Source organism: Pseudoalteromonas sp. CNC9-20, from assembly GCF_022347875.1.
Taxonomy (GTDB): Bacteria; Pseudomonadota; Gammaproteobacteria; order Enterobacterales; family Alteromonadaceae; genus Pseudoalteromonas; species Pseudoalteromonas ruthenica.
Genome location: NZ_JAKRFS010000002.1, coordinates 650,432 through 672,728, shown reverse-complemented (window position 1 = coordinate 672,728; position 22,297 = coordinate 650,432). Strand labels below are relative to the sequence as shown.

The window sequence follows — 22,297 nt, the reverse complement described above, 5'->3', positions numbered from 1 at the left end:
TTGTTTCCTTATTAATGACTCGGTGTGCTGGTTTGCGAAACACGATTAAATTGCTGTGTTTCGGGGCGCATATAAAGTCCATAAAACACCATCAGCGTGAGCACAAAACCGGCACTGGCAACGAAAAAGGGCAGTGTGTAATTGCCGTCACTTACCAACGAACCGACGAGAAACGAGGCGCTGATCAGCCCTATGTTTTGCATAAAGTGCACCTTGGCAAAGTCGCTGCCATAAAAGCGAGGCTCGCTCAGGGCAAAAAGCACCACCTCAAGGCGTACCGTGACCACAAATAAGCCGATACCGAGTAGCACTCGGCCAAAGATCATCACCGGCCAAGCCTGTGCGCCATGCAGTAGTAGCCCGATGCTGGCAAGCAGCATAGCCCAGGCGATGTCTTTGCCATGGTGCGCTTGTGAGCGCGGGCGACGATGATTACGGTACAAGCATGCCAGTGCCACCCAAGCCGGAATGGCAAAAATAAAGCCAGCGAGGATATCGTTATTGAACCCGCTTAGTTGCTGCCAAAAGAGAGTGAAAAACGGACGCGCCAAAAAGGCACTGAAGTAGACCCCCATGGATACCAGCCCAAGGACGAGCACAAACCGGGGGATGCGTGCCCGCTCAGTGGTACTTTCACCAAGCGCTCGTTGATGCCAAGTGACCGCCAAAACACGAATTAAGTACAGGCACAGCAGCACTTGTACAGCATCGCCAGCCGCCATAATGAGATACAGCGCCCGAGGGTCAAAGCTGTGTAAGACCAGACCACCCAATAACGCCCCGCCAATGCCACCGAAATGCATCAACACACTGAACAGGCCGACGATGCCTAGGTGCTTTTTCTTCTCTTCAAGGCTGAGAACAAAGGGGTAGATAAGTAAATAGCTAGCCTTAAACACCAACATCGTTTGCGAAAGTAGCCAGAATGCGAGGAGATCGGTGGCAAAATAACACGCCACTCCTAATCCTCCGGCAATGATCTGGGTCACCACCCACAAGTGCAGTTCATGAACGCGACGTGCCACCTTAGCCCAGAGCGGGAAGGCGCACATCACGGTGATACAGCAAGTGGCAAGGTAGCTGCCTACGTGCAAGCTGGAGCTGACGTTGAACTCAGTAGCAAAAAACTGCGGATAAAACGGCAAAACCATGGTGTCGCACACCACCGAGATCACCGTAAGCAGTATAAGCGTCGATTTCAGCGCTTGTTGCTTCATACTGGACTCTTTTGTGGTTGCTGAACACTGGCTGGGACGCCAAACTCTTGAAAAGCGATACGCTGTTCAATCTTGTAGGGCTCACGCTTGAGAATGCCGCGCAGAATGCAGCTGTTACGATAACAGGCCATCCCTAAATCTGGGGTGACAAAACCATGGGTATGGAGCTCGGCATTTTGTACGAATACGCGTTGGCGTTTATCGATACTGTAGTTGCGATTAACGGCGAAACGACCATCGTCACGCCAACAGAGCTCATCCATTAGGCCGCTGAGAAAATCGGGTAACTGATAATTAAAGCCGGTGGCCATGACCGTTTGCTCGCTGTGCAAGGTGAAGCTACGTTGCTGCTCTAAATGTTTGAATTGCAGGCTCTCTCCTTGGTGTTTAAGGAGTTCGCTGTTAGTAAATAACCGCGCTCGCTGAATACCTTGAACATCAAGCTCATAAAGCTTGTCGTAAATTTGGTTTATCAGCTCACTGTTTATGCCCTTGTAGAGGTTACGCTGATTGGCAAGCAGTTGCTCTTTAGTGGCGTCTTCTAATTGGTAAAAGTAATCGACGTACTCAGGAGAGGTCATCTCCAAGGTTAATTTAGTGTACTCCAAGGGGAAAAAGCGCGGAGCGCGGGTGACCCATTGTAGGTGGTAGTTTTGCTGTTTTATATCACATAATAAGTCATAGAATATTTCTGCGGCACTTTGCCCTGAGCCCACCACGGTAATACTCTTGCTTTGGTTAAGGACATCGCGACGATACAGATATTCAGTGGCATGACAGACATTGGCTGCATCGGGCTGCACAGCGGGTGGATAGTACGGCGAAGGACCGGTGCCGAGCACAAGATGGCGACAAAAAAAGCGCTTTTCACCCTCCGGCGTATCAACGGTCAATTGGTAGCAATCTTGGCTATTATCAAATTCGACCCGGCGTACGCAGTGGCCAAAGCGCACACTGGCTAATTCACTCGCTGCCCACTGGCAATATTGGTTGTATTGTTCACGCAGTAAGAAAAAGCTTTCGCGAATATAGAATTGGTATAATTTTCCCTGCTGCTTGGCATAATTTAGAAAGCTAAAGCGGCTGGTGGGGTCCGCCAAAGTCACCAAGTCCGACATAAAAGGAGTTTGCAAGGTGACGCCGTCGAGCATCAACCCTGGGTGCCAATCAAAGCACGGGCGCTGCTCAAGAAACAAGGCATCCAATTGCTCAATTGGGTCGCTTAAGCAGGCTAGGCTGAGGTTAAAAGGGCCGAGGCCAATAGCGATGAAGTCATACACCTTATTCATAGTTTGTCTCCTTTTCGAATGAGCGCGCTTTGAGGGTGTAGGCGCATGCTTTAATTTCGGCGGCAATGGTCTTAATGTCCTCAATGGCGGTGTTGGGGTTGAGTAGGGTGAATTTGAGGTAATTAATACCCCTGAATTTGGTGCGTGCGATGGCACATTCACCCTGTTTGAATAACTCGTCTTTAATCTGATAATTCAGTGTGTTGAGCTGCTCGTCATCGAGTTGGGGGTCAATAAAACGGAACACCAGTGTGCTTAATTCTGGCTCGTGAACGAGTTCAAATTCCTGATCTTGTTTTAACGTCACAAAGCTACTGCGCGCCAAAGCCATCACACTTGAAAACACGCGGCCAACCTGTTCACTGCCCATAATGCGTAGCGTCAACCACAGCTTCAGAGCGTCAAAACGGCGAGTGGTTTGCAGGCTTTTATCCACTAAATTAGGTGCTGCTTGCGGACAATCACTGAACGGGTTTAAGTAATCAGCGTGATGGGTTAAATGTTGGAATTGCTGTTTATCGGCGACGATAAATGCGCTGCTGCTCACCGGTTGCAAGAAAGACTTATGGTAATCTAGGGTGACCGAGTCGGCATGCTCAATGCCGCTAAGTAAATGGGTGTAATCATCGGTGGCGAGCAGGCCACAGCCATAGGCGGCATCAACATGCATCCATACTTGCTGTTTTTGACAGCGCTCAGCGATGCTCGCCAAGGGGTCGATTGAGCCAAAATCGGTGGTCCCTGCCGTGGCGATGACGGCGATGGGAATGTCACCTTGTGCTCGGGCTTGGCACATGGCCGCATCGAGCGCATCTAAGTCCATTTTAAAGTGCTTATCAACACTCACTGGTACCACTGCGTTATACCCAAGTCCCAATAGGGCTGCCGATTTTTGAATGCTAAAGTGACTTACTTCTGAGCAGAAAATACGGTAACGCTTGGCTTGTGCGGGCAGGCCATGATCACGTATGACGTGACCATGCAGGCGTTTGGCCGCATCGTCTCGCGCCAGTAATAATGCCATGAGGTTGGACTGACTGCCGCCGCTGGTGAAGATACCATCAGCGTGACTATCAAAGCCTATTCTTTGCACGCTCCAGTCAATTAGCTTTTGCTCTATTAAGGTACCGCCAGCGCTTTGGTCCCAGGTATCTAACGAAGAATTAATGGCACTGAGCAATTGCTCGGCTATCACCGCAGGGTAGGCGACCGGGCAATTCAAATGCGCCACGTACTTAGGGTGGTGAAAATAGACTGCATGATCTAAGTACAGTGCTTTTATTTCATCCAGTGCTTTATCCACACTATGTAATGGCTGACTTAAATCTATATCGGCAACCAATTGGCTAAGCTGCTGGTGGTTAACACCTGAATGAACCTTTTTAGCACGGCGTATGGCCTGATGGATTAACGACATGGTTTGCATAGAAGCCATCTCGTAATGCAGCAGGTTACTCTCGTTAAAAATATAGGGGTGACTTGGGTCACTATGACTATTGCTAGCTGATTGGCTATCAACCACAGGGGCTAATTGATTCACGACGCAACTCCATTTAAGGTACAAAGATTAGAAACGGGATCGTAATGATAATGGTTATCACTGGCAATAATAAAAAAGGATTAATTTAACTTACATTTTTATTACATGTCCATTATTCATACTCGAATAATGCATCCGCTCTAAAGTAAATCCGGCTATTTAAAGGGGTGACTACCTGCCAGGTGCAAGCGAGGAAGGACCCAAGCGAGACGCTTTGTTCGGGAGAAAGTGATAAAAATTCACGTTGTGTCAGTGTGATCGGCGAGGTAACTGGAGGTAAAGGAGATAGCAGCGCACAGGGCACTGCTACTATTTTTAGAACTTACTGGTGAGGACCTTGCTCGGGCTTGGACTCTGAACCCGATAACACATAACCTGCCACGGTACCGAGTAATGCCGCTAAGGTTTCACTGCCGAAGTCGGTGAGCACGGCAAGGATCAGCAGCGACGGTAAAAACACCATCACTCCCAGTGCTTTTATAGAGTTAGGACCAAAATCGGCATTGAGTACATGCAGGCGATAAAATGTCAGCGCTATGCCTGAAAGCATGGTAATCACCGCACCGACGATGGCGAGAAAGTGTATCCATGTTAAATCTGCCATTTCCATAGGGCGATATCCTTATTAATTCATGACTGAGTGTTTACATAATGTTAATTGTAAACGAAAACAAAGGGGTATAACAGCTGAACCGCTCTTTTCGCTGCCACTCACGTGCTGGTAATTGCGCTTATGCTCACTGTTCACTGATTGGGTGGATTGCTAGCTATGCGTTAAAAGAGCAACCCAACCACAGTGATATCAAGCAGGCCTTTTTATGATAAAAAGGCTTCAATCAAAGATGCAGAGCGTTTAAAGTAATACAGTGAGTAAACAAGGAAGTAATAAGCAAATGCAGTATAGCCAACTATCCAAAGGTGCGCGTCATCATATTAAAGCGGATCTCTTACCTGAGCGTGTCGCGCTGCAAACAAAAACGCACCATGTAATTGTGACCTTTCGTTTTTTGTTGCTGTTTTTCTCAATATCAGCGGCCGTGGTCGCGGTTTTTGATGACTCACTGTTTTATGCGGTGGTGGCACCTATTTTATTGATCCCTTGTCTTTTTTGTTGGCTTAAGAGCCAGTATTTGGTGCTTGATGCAGCGAAAGGTCAAGCATATATAGAGTCACGTTTCGCGGGCAGAGCAGGCACTCCCATGCCTATGGGTCATTTGGCAAACGTTAAAATTGTGGTGCAACCTATCCCTAGCATGGTCACGCACTATCAATTTGCGCTATGTGGGCAAAGATATACGCTAGGGACACTTGCTGACACTCAAGCGGCGGCCAGCTTTCTTGCGCAGCACTTCGGCTGCCAACTGAGCGTGAAAGAGAGTGTTACGGCTACGGAGCAAACGATTTCTTTCGGCACTGACAAAAGTGAAGTGCAAGCGGAAACCGTGCAAAACCAGACTACTGATACACCCCCTCGCGTTGGCCGAGAACTGTATTTTTGGGATAAAACTGCGCTCGCTAAGTTTATTTTCGGGCCGTTTTTCTTTTTGCTAATGGTCGGCCTTATTGCCAAGGAGTTACATCGTGTCTTTTAAGCAAATTTCTAATGAATTAGCGGTGCTAAACAAAGGCAGTAAAATCTTCGTTGCTCGGTTTATCGGTGTATTTATTACCTTAATTGGCGCGGCGAATTTGTTCTCAGTGGCCCGTGGTGATATGCCACTGTTTGTCTGGGCATCGGTCACTACACTTGGCCTTATCGGGTTGTTTGGCAGTTATGCGGTGTGGGTTGATAAGCGTAAACAGGCCGTGACTATACGCGCGAAGATGCTGTTTCCAATAAAAACGAAACATATTCAATTTGGTGATATCGAGGCGGTTGTTGTAGATGAACGGATGCTAGACCGTCATGATGCGCGGCTTTTTTTACAACTAACTAACGGCGATCGTTTCAACCTAGCTCCTAAAGGGTTTAAAAAACGTTTGGAACGCGACGGAGAAAACCTCGCGAGGTTTATTGATATCCCCCTGCACGTCACCTACAAGCAGTAATCGCTTAGCACTGGCACTGCGACCGCCATCGCCTTACCGGCTCCCGTGGTATGATACCAGTGCGCTCCTGCGAAAATGGTCAGTAAATGCGCCAGTGCTCCAAGAAAGCTTAATAGCGCAGCAATGACAAAAGCGCGTTTACCTTTATCCTGGTGAGTGCTCATACACTAAAACCTCCTCAGTAAGTAGGCTATAAAGCGCTGAGCCAGCGCAATGGCCATCAATAACCCAGCATTGCGGTAATAAACCGTGCTGACTAAAACCTAAGGTTTTCAACTCATCCCTGCTAGGGCGGAGATATCCCAGGTGACTGACAGGCTCTGACGCGAAAGCGGTAGCCATAAGGCATACTATCATCCGGCGCAATTTCGACGATTTCGTAGTCGTTAAGCTCCACCGCTTTGACGCTGTTCGCTTTTTCGCAGCGAGAGAAACTATCGGCTTCGTAGCTGTATGCGAACATGGCAATAAGGCGCTTGCTACGCTCAAAATAGCCCTTAGTGTGTAAAAACTGCTGGATGTTTTTTGCTGCCTCGGTGTCTCCCTCAACCTGCACTTCGGCGCTGTTGTCGGATTGTTTTGCGCCCGAGTGTTGGGTGGGCAAATCTTGTTGGATTTTCTCGCTCAGTTGCTGCACCGCTTGCTCTTGACGAGCAGGCGACTCATCGACTAAGGCTTTACCCTCGCTAAAGCTAGCGGTGATATCATCGAGCACAGCCTCAGCAGGTTTGTCATCAACGAAGGAAATGATATTTACAATCACCACACTGGCGAGAAAGAACCGCACCAACGCGGTCATTAATGGCGAATAGCTCTGACTGATAAATTTAATGCGTTGCGAGCCAAAGGGTTTAATAAGCAGCAGTGCGACAATATAAAATGGTAGAAAAAGCTGTAACAACAACAAGGTACATAAGGTGATCCCCAGCGCCCAAGGTGGCAGATACAACAACGTGGCAAAGTTATGGGTGTAGTTGAAGTGGCTGGCCGACACTCCAGTGACTTCATTGACAATGCCACTGGCACTGGCGAGCACAAAGTTTGCGATGGTGGCATAGAACAATAAAATCAGAGCTTTACCTGCCAGTGAGTGCCACAGCTGGTTAAACTTAGGCCAAAACTCTACCACTAAAGCAATAATAGTGATGACAGTGGCCAGCCAGCCTGATTGCAGCACCACTAAGCAGAGAATGGCAAGCAGGTAGAGCTTTTGTGCGCTGCCAAGGTTAAACCAAATCGTCTGGCAACGTTTTAATAGGCGCATTTTATGCGGCTGCCACTGGCTCTGTTGCCGCTGTATATGTTTGTTTGCGCGCCAGCGCGCGACTTTGATACGTCTTAACACCATAGGGTATTACTTACCAAATAAGCGATTGTTGGCCACCGTCAGCTTGCAGCCGTGGCTATATGCAGGGTGCTTTGCGCGTAAAGCACAGCGTAACCACTGACCAAAACATGCTCTGCATCTAATGAGCAAAATAACTCACCGCCACGGATGGATTTTTGCTTTGCGTGAAACTTGGTTTTACCTAGTTGCTCTGCCCAATAGGGAGTGAGTCCAGCATGGATAGAGCCGGTCACAGGGTCTTCATCACCGCCGTTAGCGGGCCAAAAATAGCGGCTGACAAAGTCGCAATCACTGCCTTTGGCGCTCACCACCACATCTCGTGGTGCCAAGGTTTTTAACTGCTCACTGTTACTTTGCAATGAGATCACGTCGTGTTCATCGTCATATATCGCAAAATAGGCCTGCGCGTTGGCCAACACCTGCTTCGGAGGGCGTGATAAACCTGCCAACAACGCCGCAGGAGCCTCTACTGCTGTAGGAGCAAGGTTGGGAAAGCGCATTTCAATACAACCATCATGGTGGCGCCATACTGTTAAATCACCGACCTGCTGAGTGGTAAAGCGTATGGTCTGATGACACTGAAAGTATTCAAATAGCACGAAAGCCGAGGCTAAAGTTGCATGACCGCAAAAGTCAATTTCCATCAGCGGTGAAAACCAGCGTATGGCATAATCACCACTTGGGTTAGCAATGATAAATGCGGTTTCCGAGAGGTTGTTTTCACTGGCAATTTGTTGCATGAGCGCATCGGGTAATGGTGAATCAAGTACCACCACCGCCGCAGAGTTCCCGCCAAACTGCTCACGAGTGAAGGCGTCAATAATGTACATGCAAAGCTGCATAGGCTAAATCACCTAGTTAAAATCGCTGCGTTTAGAGTAATGAGTATATTCAGTGAAGGCAAGCTTAGGCCTGAAGTGCGCGCTTTGCAGCGGAGCTTACTTAGATAGAAAGTGAGTTATAAAGGGGCGATACAGCGAAGAGGTTTTGAGTGCTCCGCACAAGTTCATTCGCTGCATAAAAAGGGAACTTAACTGTGATATAGCTTAATCTCAATGATGATGAGGCTGTCGGTGATAGCGATTTGAACGTAAAACTCATCAAATTCATTACTGACGATATTATGCTGAAGTGGCGCATCAGCGAGACGCAGTTTACTGTTTTGCAGCGATTGCGTGAGCAGTTTTAACTCGTGCTCATCAAGAGCAAGTTTTGCAAGCAGTAACACAGAAGCGTTCAATTGATTTGCAGCGGTGTCCATGTGCGGGCCGAGAACCATCAATGCCTGTTTGCCATAATGCTCACATGACCAATGCTTCACTGAAAATAAATTGCCATTAGCCAACACCCCTTTTACTTCGTCGCTCGACTCCAGCCATTGCTGAACGCTAATCGCTGGATTAGCGGCATACAGTTGTTTTTTGTTCTCTTTTTGCTCGTAAACGCACTCGTTGGCGGCGCATCCGACGCTGAATACCCCAAGGACGAGTGAAACAAGCAATGAGTATATGCGAGTAAGGGGGTGGGGGTGTTTGGCGATTATCATGGGTGCACAATCTCTAAGTGATAAGCTGCATCTTTCAGTGGCGTAAGAATTTTAGACACTCATGACTCCTTATCCGTAGTTTCAAACTGCTGTGGTCGAGTTAGGTTCGCGACCCAATTTAAAAATACGTCTTTCTAATACACAGGATCAATATCAGAAATAGTCATCACTTGCCACCAAAGTAGAAACTCATTGGTAGGTTAGGAAACTGAGGCTTATTCCTTCATTGCTATCGAGTCATTCGTCAAGATTAGCTTTGTGTCATCGCTACCGCATTTAAATTATTAAAGCTAGAACCGTTTGGCTAAATTTGCTATCAATGGCATGAAGGTGGGGCTTTTTAGGATCAAGCAACCACACCTGAGCGCTCGGTATTGAGTTTCTAGTCGGCTTAAAGGATTTTGACGTGTATTTTTTAGTATTTCTGGGGTTGGTCGTGCTCGCGATTACTTATTGGGACTATCGCAAGGAGGAAACTGACACCGTATTGCTCCTCGATTGGTGGGTGTGGTTTGACGTATCCAAAGCTCGCTTTCCTGTGTTGTATTGGCTCATCATCACGCTGCAAAGCGTTGGTGGACTCGCTTTGGTATTGTACGGTTTGATAAACCGCTAATGTGTATACAGCGCCGGTGTCCAAATAAGTGTTCGGTGCACATAGGCGATAGTCGCTATTATCAAAAACTGTCTATGCACAGCTTAAAATCTCGCTGAAATAAGGAAGACATCATGGAAGTTAAATTTCTTGAAAAGGATGCTGATTATAAAGCGGTGCTGGAAGTGTTATTACAGCTTCGCCCGCAGTATTCTTTCGATGCTTTATCTGCGCAAATTGACAAGCAACAACTACATCATTACCAGCTTGTGTATGTGAAATCCTCACAAGGAGTGCTTGCTGTGGCAGGGTTCAGTGTTGGTGAAAAACTGGCTTGGGGTAAACATATCTATATTGAGGATTTGGTGACTAATGCGAAGCATCGCTCGCGTGGTGTAGGTCAATTTTTACTGGATTGGTTTAAAACTTATGCGCAGGCTAATAATTGTGAGCAAATTCACTTAGACTCGGGCGTTCAACGCTTTGCTGCACATCGATTCTATCTGCGTGAGGGTTTTAACATCGCCAGCCATCACTTCTCAATGGTGGATGTATAGCAAGGGTAAGTGAGCTTATCGCCTAGCTTGGATAGGGCTGCACCTAGTTTTCTAGATGCAGGGGCGTCATCACTGTTACGGCTTAGTGCATATTCGCATCGTATTTTTGCGCCAAATCGTGTTTTTGTTTATCACTTAAGGCACGCCCAGCTAATTGAAATACCTCTTGTTCTTCTTCATCTAAGTGATGGTGCACTTTGTGGTGTAACTTCTTCGCCGTTGCCAGCCAAGCAGGTGAACTCATATCTGTGCTTTCAAGCTCTTCGATCAATTCGTCAATATCATGATGTTCGGCAATGCTGTGACGCGCTTTTTCTTGAGTTAGGTCTTTAAAAATAAGTGGGTCATAGAAGTAACGCTCCTCAAATTTGGCGTGCTCTTGCAGCTCATGTTTGAGTTTTTCCAACAGGCCATGGCGTGTTTTGGTGTCACCGCTGGTCTCGATCAATTTATCAATGAGCTCACGTTGGGTGTCATGGTCATGACGTAGTGCTTCAAATATGGTCATAGTGTCTCCTTTTTACTTTGCTACCAACTACACAGAGCAAGTCAAATGCCACATTTCAAGCCCATGATTAGTAAACATTTTTTATTTTAAAGAAGTGAGGCAATGTAGCTTTTACAAGTAAAAATGGAAAATTCACCACACCAAGCAGCCATTTAGGCACGCGGGCGGAAGTTATACAACAGAACGTTAATTGTTAAGATGAAAAAGCCTGCGTGATGCAGGCTTCTCAAGGAGTACAGCTTAGTCCGCTTTGTTGGCGTCTTTAACTGCTTTTAATTTACTGGCGTGGTCAATTTTGTAATCAGGCATATCTTTGTTGCCTTCCATCAGGTAATTATCCATCCAGCGCATTAAGCGCAGGCTGTAATCATACTGGGCAGCGACACGGCGGTTACCATGACCTTCACCTGGGTAGTACACTAAACGAACGTCTTTCCCTTGCACCTTCATGTAGCGATATAGCTCCATAGATTGCGCTGGGTGTACACGGGGATCGTCTTTACCATGCATAATCAATAGCGGTGTTTTAGACTGACCCGCCCAGTAAATTGGGCTACGTTCCAAATACCACTGCCATTTTTCCCATGGGTAAGAGCGTGCATGTACTAAGTACATTTCGTTGGAAATGTCGGTAGTACCGAACTTAGAAAGCTGGTTGGTCACGCCGACAAACATCACACTGGCTGCGAAATGCTCGGTTAATTTAGTGGCGCCCCAGGCTGATGCATAACCACCGTAAGAGCCGCCGGTAATACCAACACGGTCGCTATCGACTAAGCCCATTTTTACCAAGTATTGCTTCATATCGACAAGATCGTCGAACTCTTTGCCAGCGTAGTCATTTTGGCCCAGCTTAGAGTATGCAACGCCTTTACCAGTAGAGCCGCGATAGTTCGGGTAAAAGACCGCATACCCGCGCGCCGCGCCCATTTGTCCTGGATCAGAATAACTGGTTACCCAGCCGTTCTTGTCGTGACTTTCTGGACCACCATGCACGGCCATAATCAGTGGGTAACGCTGACCTTCTTGATAATCCAATGGATATACCAAAACGCCGCCAATCTCTACACCATCGCGTGCTTCAAAGCTAAGCGCTTGCTGTTTGGCAAAGCGCTTATCGTTGAGCCATGGGTTTGAATCGCTTAGGCGCGTTGCCTCATCACCACGGATCATAAATACTTCGTTCGGGTGCTTGGCGGTGTTCGCGCGTAGCGCGATAGTTTTATCCGAGTCAGACACACTCAAACGACTGGCAATAAATTCGCCTTGCTCAATCAAGGTGTCATAGTCCTCATCGCCTACCTCAATTTGCCCAACAAAGGTCTCAGGGCTTACAGCGGCAATAAAGTTAAGGGTGTTTTCGGTGTTGGCCCATTCAATATCGGCAATGTGGCCCATAAAGTCAGGTAACCACTCTTTAATCTCGCCACTTTTCGTATCGGCTAAATATAAACGGCCGGTGGCGGGGTCATGTTTATCTTCGGCGCCTAAAATAGCTACATAACGGCCATCATGAGAAAGTTCGGCATCGCCTAATTTCCCTTCCGTTTTAAACGACAGCGTAACGGCCTTGCTTTGGACATCAAACAAGTGCCACTGCGACTTCATGTATTTATCATCAATCAATGCCGTCGGCTGAGTTTTGACTAATAATTTGCTGCCATCGTCAGCATAGTTCATGTCGCTAACATAGCCATCAATGTCAATCGCTTCAGGGTCTAGCGGCTTGTCAGCTTTGGCTAGATCAATTAAATGCAGTTGCTTGTTTTTCAGCCCTTGCTCATACACCTCAGCCATAAAGCCTAATTTTTTTAGCTCTTTTTCCGACTTATCTTTGCTTGGCATGGCCAGGATTGCGACTTGCTTGCCTGTTGGGCTAAGTTCGTAGCTGGAGATTGAGCGGCCTTTCAGGGCAAACACTTGCTGAGCTTGACCACCGTCTACCGGAATATGGTACAAGGCGGTGTGCTTGTCTTCGCCTAGTTTGGCGAGGAAATAGATGTCTTGACCGTCTGCTGACCAGCTAATGCTTTTAATATTTACCTTGCCGGTAATAAAAGGGCGCTCTACGCCTTCGTCATCAACCACATAGAGTTCACTGTAGTTGTAGCCATTTTTATCAACGTACAGCTCGCGTGGTAAAGAGCGCGTAAAGGCAACCTGCTCGCCATCTGGACTGATGGCGGTTTGGATCACACTTTTAATTTTCGGAATATCTTCAACGGTAATGGTATCACTGGCCTGGGCCGATAGGCTGGTGCCCATGGCTGTTGCCAGCGCTAACGCTGTTGTCAGTAGTTTCATGTTAGTCCTTCACTTGTTATTAGCTTTGGCTATTGTACAAAAGCAACAAGTGAAAGCCAGTGTTTGCGCTCAAGGTCACACTGGCTGCGATAAAAGGGCCCCATGCTGGAGCCCCTATGGTTGGGATTGGGTTTACTATCTATGCAATGGCTAAAAACATTAGCGAGTACGATTGCGCACTCTCTTTATTAATTATCTCTAAGACGCACTAAACGGCTAATAATTCCGTGTTTTACATACTATTACCCAAGTTGACAGAAAGTTACATTTTGCCTTTAAAATGTGTAGCGCAGGCCCGTGTAAAAACGCCGACCATTTTCGTAAATGCCAGTGGGCGCCAAGTGACTACGCTCATACAGGTAGGTGATTTCATTATTGAGATTGATTACATCTAGGTTCAGTTGTAATTGCTCGGTTAGGTTGACGCGAACGCTGGCGTCAAGTTGGCCATAGTTATCCATGAAGGTTTCGCCTACGCCGGTGGCATAGCGGGTCCGGTAGTTGTAAGCCAAGCGAACATCAAACAATGGCTGTTGATAATAAACAGAAAAATTCACCGAATGCTTTGACGTCCCGGGGATGGCATTGAGTGTCCCCGCAGAGTGAGCTTCACGAGAGCCTTGTACATAAGTGTAATTAGCCAGCACCCCAAAGCCGTACCAAAACTCATGCTGTAATGCGAGTTCTGCACCGGTTATGGTACCGCCCGCGCCATTGGTGGGCCTATCTATGGTCATCAAAATGCCCTCATGCTCCTCCTGTCGGCGCTCGAATTCAATAAACGAAGCAATGTCCTTCATAAACACGGTGCCAGAGAGCAAACCTATATCATTAAAATACCACTCTAAGGCGGCATCAAATTGATTGGCGCGATAAGGGTCAAGTTCTGGATTGCCGCCTTGGCCTTGCGCTTGGGTGACGTTGTAGTTGGTTGAGGGCATAAGGTGATGATACTGCGGACGAGACATCACCCGCGCCGCACCAAGGCGTAGCAGTAAGTTGTCACTTAAGTGGCTACTGAGGTTTAAGCTAGGTAAAAAATCCCAGTAGCGGCGTCGGCTTTGTTGCCATTGCCCAAGCTGCACAGTACTGGCGTTTGCCACTGAATGGGTTCCTCCCGAATGGGTTCGGCCCGAGTGGACTGGGCCGGCATAGGCCTCGGCTTGCTGCTCGGTGGCCACCAAGCGCACCCCCAGGTTCCCTTGCCAAGTGTCAGCCCCAACCTGAAGCTGGGTATAACCGGCCAATGAACGCTCGTTAATTTCAAAGCGGCTGGGCCGCTCTTCGTACTGATGAAAGTCAATACTACGATATTGCCTTGCCAGCGCTTGGGTATCGGCATAGGCGTAACGTTTCAAAGTATCGCTGCTGCCAATATGGCGTAAATAATGCTCAGGGAAGGGCGCTGAAAATTGACTTAGACGCCAGCCTAAATCTCCGGCTAAACCAGTGTAGTCGCCGCCAATAGAGCGCCGACGAGTGAAGCTTCGTTGGTGGTCGCGGGCTTTGATACCCAGCTCTATTTTATTAATAACGCTATGATCCACCGCGCGAGTGATGTCAATTTGGGTATACCACTGCTCATCTTCGGCATCCTGAGCGTCATTGCGAATGTCACTGAGTAACCACTGCTGTGCATCGGTGGCCGCTACCTCATATTCAGCGATGATGTTTTGTCGCTGGCGAGTGTCGACACGAAATGCGGTATTTGCCGAAAACTGTGTGGTGTGGTCTTCTCGTGTGCCACCACTGCCTCGACTCATGCCGAGTTGGTATTGAGCTTGCCATAACCCTCGCTGCCAGGTGGCTGTGAGGGTATTACTGGTGGTGGCGATGGCAGAATCTCTCCATATAGCTTCCATCGCAGTGTTAAACGGTTGCGAGCTGGGGTTATCTGCAGGCACTTCGGTATATGCGCCGTAGGCGAGCACATTATCGATAACATGATAATCACTGAGATGGCCACCGTGAGCATACACATTACTGGGTTGCCACAGGAAATTCTGATTGGTGTTGTCAGCATCCAAATGCGAGTACAAGGAGGTGAAGGCAAATCGCCAACGCGGATTGGGTACGTACTGCGCGGCAATCATCAAGGTATTTAGCTCCCGATGTTGCTGAAATACCGCTGAGCCACCGCCCCCGGGTGACCAAAGCTGGATGCTTTGAGCCGGGTTTTGCTCTTCAAGCAAGGGGTATAAGCGTGTGCCTTGCTGGCTGAAATGGCGGTCATCCCAACCCCAAGATTCCAGTCCATCGCGACGCACACTGCGCTGATTATGGTTATAACTCACGATGACCCCCAAGGTATGAGCGGAATTTTGCCATTCACTATGGAGCGTAAATTGAGGGTCGAAGGCGCGGCTAAGATCGTTATATTGCAGCTGCGCGGCGAGCACGGTCCTTGGCGCATAGTTATCAAGGGGAGAGGGGGTGGTGATATTAATAGCCCCCCCTAAAGAGCCTTCATCATGCTTAGCTTGTGGGGTTTTTAATACACTCACCGAGTGGACAATTTCGCTTGGTAACAGGGTAAAGTTGAAGCCGCGACTAGGTAAGCTGGAGATCCACCAATCGCTACTTGCTAGATATTGGCCGTTTAAATAAGTACGGTTTTGTTCAGCGGTGGTGCCGCGCACACCGATACGCTCACCTTCTCCTTGCGCTCTAAACAAGGAAATGCCGGTTAATCGTTGCAGGGCCTCGGCGACATTTTTATCAGGAAACTGGCCGATGTCTTCTGCATTGATCACTTCACTGACACCATCGTGGTGCCGTTTTTCACTGAGTGATTTGACAGCGCTGTCACGAAAGCCCCGAATTTCAATGGTTTCTAAGCCTTTGATGCTCACCTTAGTGCGCGAAGGCTGGGCTTGTTGCTCGGCATATGCCAAAAAAGGGACGCTTAAGATGAAATAAAATGTTAATCTAGCGAAAGATAAATAACGACGACTGGGTGTTAGGGCACGCATCTTCAACCTCACCATGCTCAGTAAAATCAAGCTAAGCGACTAATAAAAGCGCAAAGTTGAGGTATCATATCGTGCTTGGCAATCATTAACCACTTTTTAACCTTGCGAACATTTTGAATAACCCGGCTGTGGCAAATCAATCATGTTATATCGGCGATATCCTTGTCGACTTTGCGGCCATGCGCGTGCGTCGCCAGGGTCGTTGGTATCCTTTGGAGGCAAAGCAAAGTGCGCTGTTGCGGGTACTTGCCGAGCGTCCGGGCGAGGCCGTGAGTCGCGAGCATATCCTCAATGCGGTATGGGGCGATGTGGTGGTAAGCGATAACTCGTTGAGCCAATTGATCACCCAGCTGCGCAAAAAGTTAGCCGATGATAAGGGTCAACCTCGATTTATTAGAACCGTCCCGCGCATTGGCTATCAACTTATTGCTGAGGTTACGCCTGTAACTATTCAGCGTTCTGCGTTTAATGAGCGGTTGCCTTGGCTCGGGATGGCAGCACTGACACTGGCCCTTGTTATCCTAGTGTGGGTGTGGCCGAAAGGCTCTTCAGTGCAGCACTTTAGTGAACAATACCGGGCTTCCTCAGCTCCCGGTGGCGAGACCCATTTAACGCTTTCACATCATGGCCGTTACCTAGCCTATTCGCAACGTGCTGAAAACCGCCGACATTTTGATTTAATGATTTACGACACCCACAGCCATGCCCACCACAGCATTCGCACTTCAGGGTATAGTGAACAGGCGTTGGCCTTTTCCAAAGACGGTCACTGGCTGCTGTATGAGCGCCTTGATGCATTTGGCTGTGACTTACGTCTTTTACCGACATCGCAGCCCGTTGAGCTTTGGCGTCTAGCAAAAGACATAAGTTTAGGGCACTGTCAGCAACGAGTGGGAGGCAGCCCGGTGTTTTGGCCCAGTGCCGACACGGTATGGCTATTTGAATGGCACCAAGGTGAGATTGCTCTGGTGACGTATCGCTTGCAATTGCAGGCCCGAGCGCACTTAACCCAGCGCCAAGTTATTGCTCAGCTGCCTAGCACAGTGGCGGCGTTAAGCCAGGATAATCAGTTGGCGTATGTGGTCAGCGAACGAAATCAGTTTCAGGTTTGGGTGCGACATATTGATAGCGGCTCACAACAACAGTTGTTTACCTCCACTCACCCTATTCAAAGTCTTACCTGGTCTGAAAATGGGCTTTGGGTGGGTGCGCAAAAGCTGCATCTGGTTACCTTAGATGGTGGGAAGCAAAGCTTTGGCGACACCGCTGCGTTAGGTCAGGATTTGAGTGTAAGTCATAGCGAAGCGGGCACGCGAGTGGTGCATAATGAGGGGAGTTTTGGAGTCAACCTTTTTGCCGCCACGTGGCGCTCCCCAGGGACGCTTCATTCAGCCCAGTTAAGTTCATCAACGCGGCTCGATGTGATCCCCACTTTGTCAGCCAATGGCGAGCAGCTGGCTTACGCCTCATATGCCAAAGCAGGCGATCCTAGGAACTTGCCCGTTGAAATTTGGCAAAAGCGCCAGCAGCAAAGCTCCCCAAGCTTATTAGCTTCATTCCCTGCTAATACCCGCATTAAATCTATGCGTTACTCCCACGATGGCGACTACTTATTGATACACAATGTTGATAATAGCCTGTATTTACTGCATGTGTTCTCGCGCACGCTGGTGCAGATAGTGGATCCCCAATATGGCCTGAAGATGGCGCAGTTTAGCGCCAATGATAAGCACATCCAGTATCATATCCGCGATGATGAAAACGTGCCATGGAAGGTATGGCAATATGATTTAGACTCTCGGGTGGCGTCCCCTAGCAGCGATAAGCTAGCGCCGCAAAATGAGCCTTTAGCAGTGTGGCAAGCACGTATTAGCGCCTTTATCCCCAGCGATGTGATTGCTGATTCAATGCGTATCTATCGACCGGCGATATTCAAAGGGGGCATTTATTATGTGATTCGCCAAGGGCATCAGCTGAGTTTGTATCGTTACACACACAATCCAAGGCAGAATACGTATATTGGAGAGCTTGGTTTTTATGGTTACGGCGCCGATGTATCGTTGTCTTTGGCGACATCCAGCGATGGCTCGCGTTTAGTGTACAACCAAGTTACTGACTTTGAGTACGATATCGTCATCAATACCCTTTAATCTTGATATGCAGCCTCAGACCAGCCTCGTGACTGTGCTTGTTGTCGGGCTTGCAACATAAGCTGCTGATAGGCTTGGCCGCGATGCTTATTAAATAGGGCCTGTGCCCACAATAAGTCAGGGTGCGTGTTGTCCTGTTGTTGTGCTTGGTTCAGCCAAAAAGTTATGTCTTGCTCAGCGCTTTTTGGCTCCTCAAGTAGTAGCTGCACCAAGTCAATCTGAGCGCGTAAATGACCTTGCTTGGCGCTGCGTTTGAGCCACATTTTGCGCTCGGAGTTGGTGGTGTGTAAGCTCAAGGTCCATTGCGCAGCGCTCAGTTGATTGTTGGCGGCCACACGAAGCCAATTTAGGCCAATCTGGCGAGTGCGTGGATCACTGTTGTTAAGCAATTTTTTTGCTAAGCGGTACTGCGCTTTAGCGTTGTTATTTTGCGCGCTGGCGCGCAATAAGGTGATGTTGGCATCGTTATCTGGCCAGTGCGCTTTAAGTAATTGACTGACATTGTACTGCTCAGAGCTGAGCCAAGTGGCAATGCGGTACTGAATGTCGCTTTGTCCTTGCTCTGCCGCTTCGACAAGCGCACTGATCTCTTCTGCATAAAGGCGTTGTTGGCTAGTGAAACTTTGTCGATAGCGCTCACCTTTATGAGTATTGAAGTGATACAGCAAGGAACGCCCGCGACGGGCATTTTGGCTTTCGGGCGGGACATAACGCCAGCGCTTTAGCGCCGCAAGGACGCTTTCTTCAAACACATGGGGTGGGTAGGCATCAATAACCACGGTATTTTTTACCGCGCCACTGGCGTCAATATCGAACTCGGCCCAAACCCAGCCCTCTATGCCTTTTTTAATCGCATGGCTGGGGTAGTTAGGTTGTACTTGATAGGTCGTACTGAGCGTGGAGGTATTGCCAAGGTCACTGTTTTCGAACCCCAAGCGAAGATTATACTCCCTAATATCGAATTGATGCGCCAACTGCGTGAAGATCTCGCTGTGCTCGGGGTTATGCTCTAATTGCTGCGCAATGAGGCGGGCATGGTTATCGGCTGCAGACAAGCCATAATCACCGGCTAACACAAAGTAACTAAAGGCTTTGTTAAGGTTTTGCTCACGGCCTTGGCCGTGTAAATTCATCACTGCTAAATTATAGAGTGCATCGACATTACCCAGCGTCGCTAGGGTTTTAAATTGCTGATACGCCTCAGTGTATTGTTGCGCTTGGTAGGCTTTGGTGGCACTAGCAAGATCGCCACGTACCGGCAGCGCATAACTGAGCGATACCAACAATATAACAAAGGTCGTTGAGGCGAGGTTAGTACGGCGCAATATAAGTAAAGCCTTTTAATATCAGCAACAAAGCGCTTCTTCTGGCGATTTAAAACGAATCAATTGTACAAACTAAGTGAAAAAAAAGCTAACAGCATATAATCATTGGCACCTTGCCAAAGAGCTATTAGCTTCCCCACTAGGGGATAAAGGCCCGTTGCCTATGGTCGTGGAGACGGCCTCCTTGGCGGGCCTGTGCTAGCCGCGCATGGCTGCTAACACCCTCAATACCAACGATAAGTGGCAGAGTTGATATTGAGGGGAAGGGGCTAAAAGTTAAAGCGTACGCCGGCAGTAAATCGTCGGCCATCGGCATAGACCGAAGTCAGGGCTTGTTTTACATCCTCCTCCTGATAGCTAAACGTATGCTCATCGGTGAGGTTAATGGCTTCTAACACCACCGCGACGTTATCGTTAATGTTGTAGGTCAGATTGGCATCAATTTGACCATAATCATCGATGTACCCGGGCCAATCTCGGCCGGTGTCGTAACCGGTGCGATAGTTATATGAAATACGGCCACTAAAGCGCGCACTCTCGTAGTATGCGCTGAGGTTGATGGTGTGTTTTGAGTTACCAGGAATGGTAACATCGTCACCCTCATCATTTTTCGCCTCACCGTCGACATAGGTGTAGTTGGCACCGATGCCAAAACCTTGATACAACTCTTGCTGGTAGCCAAGTTCTAAGCCTTGAATGCGCCCAGCACGACCATTAACGGGGCGGCTAATTAATATCTCAACTCCTTCATGTACCTCTAAGTTGGGTGTGCTATCGATAAAGGATTGAATGTCTTTGTAAAAGAACACGCCAGATAGTAGCCCTGCTTCATTGAAGTACCACTCTAAGCCAGTATCAAACTGATCAGCGCGATAAGGGTCGAGGTCAGGATTCCCTCCGGTCCCGGTCTGGGTTTCCTTGTTATAGGAGGTGGCCGAGCTCAAGTCTGCGTAATCCGGGCGCGACATCACGCGCGCTGCACTAAAGCGCATCAACAAGTCGTCATTCAGGTCGATAGCCAAGTTGATACTTGGGAGAATATCGAAATAGTCTTTATCTTGTTGTGTCCACACCTGTGCGCCTTCGGCACCCGCGTAGGCGCCCGAGTCTTGCTGTGTTTGAACCAAGCGTACTCCCAAGTTGCCGCGCATACCTTCCACATCAATCGTGGCTTTGACATAGCCTGCGGTTATTTTCTCGCTTATCTCAAAAGTACTGGCTTTTAGGACACGATATTGCCAGTCTAGGGCATCGCCCTCGCGACGGACTTTGTCAGAGTCAGTAATGGCATAATTAGTGAGCGTGCCGGGACTGCCTAAACCGTCAAGATAGTCACTGGGCATGGTGTTGGCATAGTCGCCAAGGTTCCAACCCAGATCGGTACGCGCATCGGTGGTGTGTTTCGTATTAAAGCGCGTATGGTCGCGGTACTTTATACCTAGTTTAATAGCGCTAAATACCGCTACATCAATAGGGCGTTCAAAATCGAATTGAATGTAGCTTTCGTCATCTTTGGCATCATTGCTGTCATAGCGTAAAAAACCTAAGTCCCAATTACGACCATCCGCTGGGTCGGCGCCATATTCAGTGCGTACATCCTCAACCAGACTGGTATCGAAACTATGCTGATAGTTACCCTCCCAGCCGACACTGCGGTCAGCTTGGCTACCGCCGCTGCCTTCGGTATAGCCAAGGTGTACACTGCTTTTCCAAAGTACACCTTGGTGCACCACTTTTAAGTCATAAGAAAGCGTATCTATTTGCGAGTTACGTACCTTAGTTTCATCCAAGATATTATTGCCATCAGGAGATAACCCTAAGGTCCCAGCGACCAGCATATCGCCAACAACGGGGTGGTCGATGACCTCAGCATCAAGGTAGTTAGAGCCACCGTATCCGGGTAACCAAAGGAAGTTTTGGTTGGTGTTGTCGGCATCTAAGGTAAAATCTAAAGCGTTGAAACTGATGTCGAGCTCATCGGTGGGACGATATTGCAATGCCAGTGTGTAACCCGTGCGCACGCGTTCCTGGGTGAACATCGCTGAGCCGCCGCCTCCTGGGCTGTAGACATTGCTATAGGTATCGCCCGCTGCGGTGGTAATGTTTCTGTCTATCCAACTCCAAGCTTCGATACCATCGCGTCGAAGGTTGCGCTCTTGGCGAATTAACGACAATAGCGCACCGAAATTCTCTTGCTCATTTTTATAGTTGTACATTATCGATAGCTGCGGATCGGTCTCACCGGATACCTCGCTGTATTGCGCTAATGCCGAGCCGGCAATCTTGTGGGCGGGCAAGTCCAATGGTTTACGTGTTTTCACGATCACGGTGCCACCAATAGAGCCTTCATCTAGGTCGGCTTCTGGTGATTTATACACTTCCAGTCCAGAAACAATCTCTGAGGGCAGCATGGTGTAATTAAAGCCGCGACTGGGTGCTGAGTTGGTCCACCAATCGGCGGAGCCCACCGCTTGGCCGTTGAGCAACGTCCGGTTTTGGCTTTCTGGTGTACCGCGAATACTGACGCGCTCGCCCTCACCGTAACTGCGAGTGATGGATACGCCAGTAATACGCTGCAGCGACTCGGCAACATTTTGGTCCGGAAATTTGCCAATATCTTCTGCGGTAACGGCATCGACGACCGCATTGGCATAGCGTTTGGTATTCATCGAACGCACAACGCTGGAACGAATACCACGCACTTGAATCACTTCCATATCGCTGCTGGTGGCCTGCGGCTGTTGCGCTTGCACCGGTGTGCTAAACGACCCCGCAATACAAGCAAGGCCAATGGCCCAAGCGACGGGTGTGAGTTGATGACTCATAAACTTTCCCCTTGGTGTTGTTGTGCTCCCTTGTGCTCGGCCTGTGGCGGCACACTGCCCGAAGGAGCGCAT

The 22,297-nt window shown here is 48.6% G+C and carries 18 protein-coding genes; 5 read left to right on the top strand and 13 right to left on the bottom strand.

Annotation, left to right across the window (positions count from 1 at the left end; genetic code table 11):
- Positions 1-11: 11 nt before the first annotated feature.
- The 4 genes from MHM89_RS06650 to MHM89_RS06635 form a co-directional block, all read right to left on the bottom strand.
- Positions 12-1,217, bottom strand: a complete 1,206-nt coding sequence (locus tag MHM89_RS06650; protein ID WP_239408428.1) for an MFS transporter — start codon at positions 1,215-1,217, stop codon at positions 12-14.
- Entirely contained in the window at positions 1,214-2,506 is a 1,293-nt protein-coding gene (locus tag MHM89_RS06645) for a SidA/IucD/PvdA family monooxygenase (RefSeq protein WP_239408427.1), read from the bottom strand. The genes MHM89_RS06650 and MHM89_RS06645 overlap by 4 nt, the downstream gene beginning before the upstream one ends.
- Positions 2,499-4,046 (bottom strand): aspartate aminotransferase family protein, encoded by a 1,548-nt coding sequence (locus tag MHM89_RS06640; RefSeq protein WP_239408426.1) that lies wholly within the window; start codon positions 4,044-4,046, stop codon positions 2,499-2,501. Before MHM89_RS06640 ends, MHM89_RS06645 begins: the two co-directional genes overlap by 8 nt.
- 322 nt (positions 4,047-4,368) lie before the next feature.
- Positions 4,369-4,656: a hypothetical protein gene (locus tag MHM89_RS06635; RefSeq protein WP_022945058.1), complete on the bottom strand. Its 288-nt coding sequence runs from the start codon at positions 4,654-4,656 to the stop codon at positions 4,369-4,371.
- A 256-nt stretch (positions 4,657-4,912) separates the two neighbouring features.
- On the opposite strand from MHM89_RS06635, the gene MHM89_RS06630 reads away from it, so the two are divergent.
- Together MHM89_RS06630 and MHM89_RS06625 are read left to right on the top strand one after the other, a co-directional pair.
- Positions 4,913-5,638 carry a hypothetical protein gene (locus MHM89_RS06630; RefSeq protein WP_138509261.1) on the top strand — a complete coding sequence of 242 codons (726 nt, stop codon included), beginning with the start codon at positions 4,913-4,915 and terminating at the stop codon, positions 5,636-5,638.
- Positions 5,628-6,095 (top strand): hypothetical protein, encoded by a 468-nt coding sequence (locus tag MHM89_RS06625; protein WP_239408425.1) that lies wholly within the window; start codon positions 5,628-5,630, stop codon positions 6,093-6,095. Before MHM89_RS06630 ends, MHM89_RS06625 begins: the two co-directional genes overlap by 11 nt.
- Here the strand turns inward: MHM89_RS06625 and MHM89_RS06620 are convergent.
- The 4 genes from MHM89_RS06620 to MHM89_RS06605 form a co-directional block, all read right to left on the bottom strand.
- Positions 6,083-6,259: a hypothetical protein gene (locus tag MHM89_RS06620; RefSeq protein WP_170269007.1), complete on the bottom strand. Its 177-nt coding sequence runs from the start codon at positions 6,257-6,259 to the stop codon at positions 6,083-6,085. The two genes, MHM89_RS06625 and MHM89_RS06620, sit on opposite strands and share 13 nt — an antisense overlap.
- A gap of 122 nt (positions 6,260-6,381) precedes the next feature.
- Positions 6,382-7,443, bottom strand: coding sequence for a hypothetical protein (locus tag MHM89_RS06615; protein ID WP_239408424.1), 1,062 nt, complete (start codon positions 7,441-7,443; stop codon positions 6,382-6,384).
- Between the two features lie 38 nt (positions 7,444-7,481).
- A complete protein-coding gene (locus MHM89_RS06610; protein ID WP_239408423.1) occupies positions 7,482-8,285 on the bottom strand; it encodes a PhzF family phenazine biosynthesis protein in 804 nt (267 codons plus the stop codon).
- A 188-nt stretch (positions 8,286-8,473) separates the two neighbouring features.
- A complete protein-coding gene (locus MHM89_RS06605; protein ID WP_239408422.1) occupies positions 8,474-8,989 on the bottom strand; it encodes a hypothetical protein in 516 nt (171 codons plus the stop codon).
- Between the two features lie 406 nt (positions 8,990-9,395).
- Between MHM89_RS06605 and MHM89_RS06600 the strand changes: the two genes are divergently transcribed.
- Both MHM89_RS06600 and MHM89_RS06595 read left to right on the top strand, forming a co-directional pair.
- Positions 9,396-9,605, top strand: a complete 210-nt coding sequence (locus MHM89_RS06600; RefSeq protein ID WP_239408421.1) for a hypothetical protein — start codon at positions 9,396-9,398, stop codon at positions 9,603-9,605.
- Between the two features lie 113 nt (positions 9,606-9,718).
- The gene (locus MHM89_RS06595; protein ID WP_138509267.1) at positions 9,719-10,141 is read left to right on the top strand and encodes a GNAT family N-acetyltransferase; all 423 of its coding nucleotides are present in this window, start codon (positions 9,719-9,721) and stop codon (positions 10,139-10,141) included.
- 82 nt (positions 10,142-10,223) lie between these two features.
- Here MHM89_RS06595 and MHM89_RS06590 read toward each other — a convergent pair whose 3' ends face one another.
- From MHM89_RS06590 to MHM89_RS06580, 3 genes are all read right to left on the bottom strand, one after another.
- Positions 10,224-10,649, bottom strand: coding sequence for a hemerythrin domain-containing protein (locus MHM89_RS06590; RefSeq protein WP_045978902.1), 426 nt, complete (start codon positions 10,647-10,649; stop codon positions 10,224-10,226).
- Positions 10,650-10,889: 240 nt separating this feature from the next.
- A complete protein-coding gene (locus MHM89_RS06585; protein ID WP_239384805.1) occupies positions 10,890-12,953 on the bottom strand; it encodes a S9 family peptidase in 2,064 nt (687 codons plus the stop codon).
- Between the two features lie 275 nt (positions 12,954-13,228).
- The gene (locus MHM89_RS06580) at positions 13,229-15,925 is read right to left on the bottom strand and encodes a TonB-dependent receptor (protein ID WP_239408420.1); all 2,697 of its coding nucleotides are present in this window, start codon (positions 15,923-15,925) and stop codon (positions 13,229-13,231) included.
- 128 nt (positions 15,926-16,053) lie between these two features.
- On the opposite strand from MHM89_RS06580, the gene MHM89_RS06575 reads away from it, so the two are divergent.
- Positions 16,054-18,075: a transcriptional regulator gene (locus MHM89_RS06575; protein WP_239408419.1), complete on the top strand. Its 2,022-nt coding sequence runs from the start codon at positions 16,054-16,056 to the stop codon at positions 18,073-18,075.
- Here the strand turns inward: MHM89_RS06575 and MHM89_RS06570 are convergent.
- Both MHM89_RS06570 and MHM89_RS06565 read right to left on the bottom strand, forming a co-directional pair.
- A complete protein-coding gene (locus MHM89_RS06570) occupies positions 18,072-19,400 on the bottom strand; it encodes a TonB family protein (protein ID WP_239408418.1) in 1,329 nt (442 codons plus the stop codon). The genes MHM89_RS06575 and MHM89_RS06570 overlap by 4 nt on opposite strands.
- A gap of 269 nt (positions 19,401-19,669) precedes the next feature.
- Positions 19,670-22,225, bottom strand: a complete 2,556-nt coding sequence (locus MHM89_RS06565) for a TonB-dependent receptor (protein ID WP_239408417.1) — start codon at positions 22,223-22,225, stop codon at positions 19,670-19,672.
- Between the last annotated feature and the right edge of the window lie 72 nt (positions 22,226-22,297).

Excerpts from the sequence above, each read along its gene's own strand:
- MHM89_RS06605 (WP_239408422.1), bottom strand. The coding sequence starts at position 8,989 with ATGATAATCGCCAAACACCCCCACCCCCTTACTCGCATATACTCATTG.
- MHM89_RS06580 (WP_239408420.1), bottom strand. The coding sequence starts at position 15,925 with ATGCGTGCCCTAACACCCAGTCGTCGTTATTTATCTTTCGCTAGATTA.
- MHM89_RS06585 (WP_239384805.1), bottom strand. The coding sequence starts at position 12,953 with ATGAAACTACTGACAACAGCGTTAGCGCTGGCAACAGCCATGGGCACC.
- MHM89_RS06595 (WP_138509267.1), top strand. The coding sequence starts at position 9,719 with ATGGAAGTTAAATTTCTTGAAAAGGATGCTGATTATAAAGCGGTGCTG.
- MHM89_RS06645 (WP_239408427.1), bottom strand. The coding sequence starts at position 2,506 with ATGAATAAGGTGTATGACTTCATCGCTATTGGCCTCGGCCCTTTTAAC.
- MHM89_RS06635 (WP_022945058.1), bottom strand. The coding sequence starts at position 4,656 with ATGGAAATGGCAGATTTAACATGGATACACTTTCTCGCCATCGTCGGT.
- MHM89_RS06565 (WP_239408417.1), bottom strand. The coding sequence starts at position 22,225 with ATGAGTCATCAACTCACACCCGTCGCTTGGGCCATTGGCCTTGCTTGT.
- MHM89_RS06620 (WP_170269007.1), bottom strand. The coding sequence starts at position 6,259 with ATGAGCACTCACCAGGATAAAGGTAAACGCGCTTTTGTCATTGCTGCG.
- MHM89_RS06615 (WP_239408424.1), bottom strand. The coding sequence starts at position 7,443 with ATGGTGTTAAGACGTATCAAAGTCGCGCGCTGGCGCGCAAACAAACAT.
- MHM89_RS06590 (WP_045978902.1), bottom strand. The coding sequence starts at position 10,649 with ATGACCATATTTGAAGCACTACGTCATGACCATGACACCCAACGTGAG.
- MHM89_RS06610 (WP_239408423.1), bottom strand. The coding sequence starts at position 8,285 with ATGCAGCTTTGCATGTACATTATTGACGCCTTCACTCGTGAGCAGTTT.
- MHM89_RS06650 (WP_239408428.1), bottom strand. The coding sequence starts at position 1,217 with ATGAAGCAACAAGCGCTGAAATCGACGCTTATACTGCTTACGGTGATC.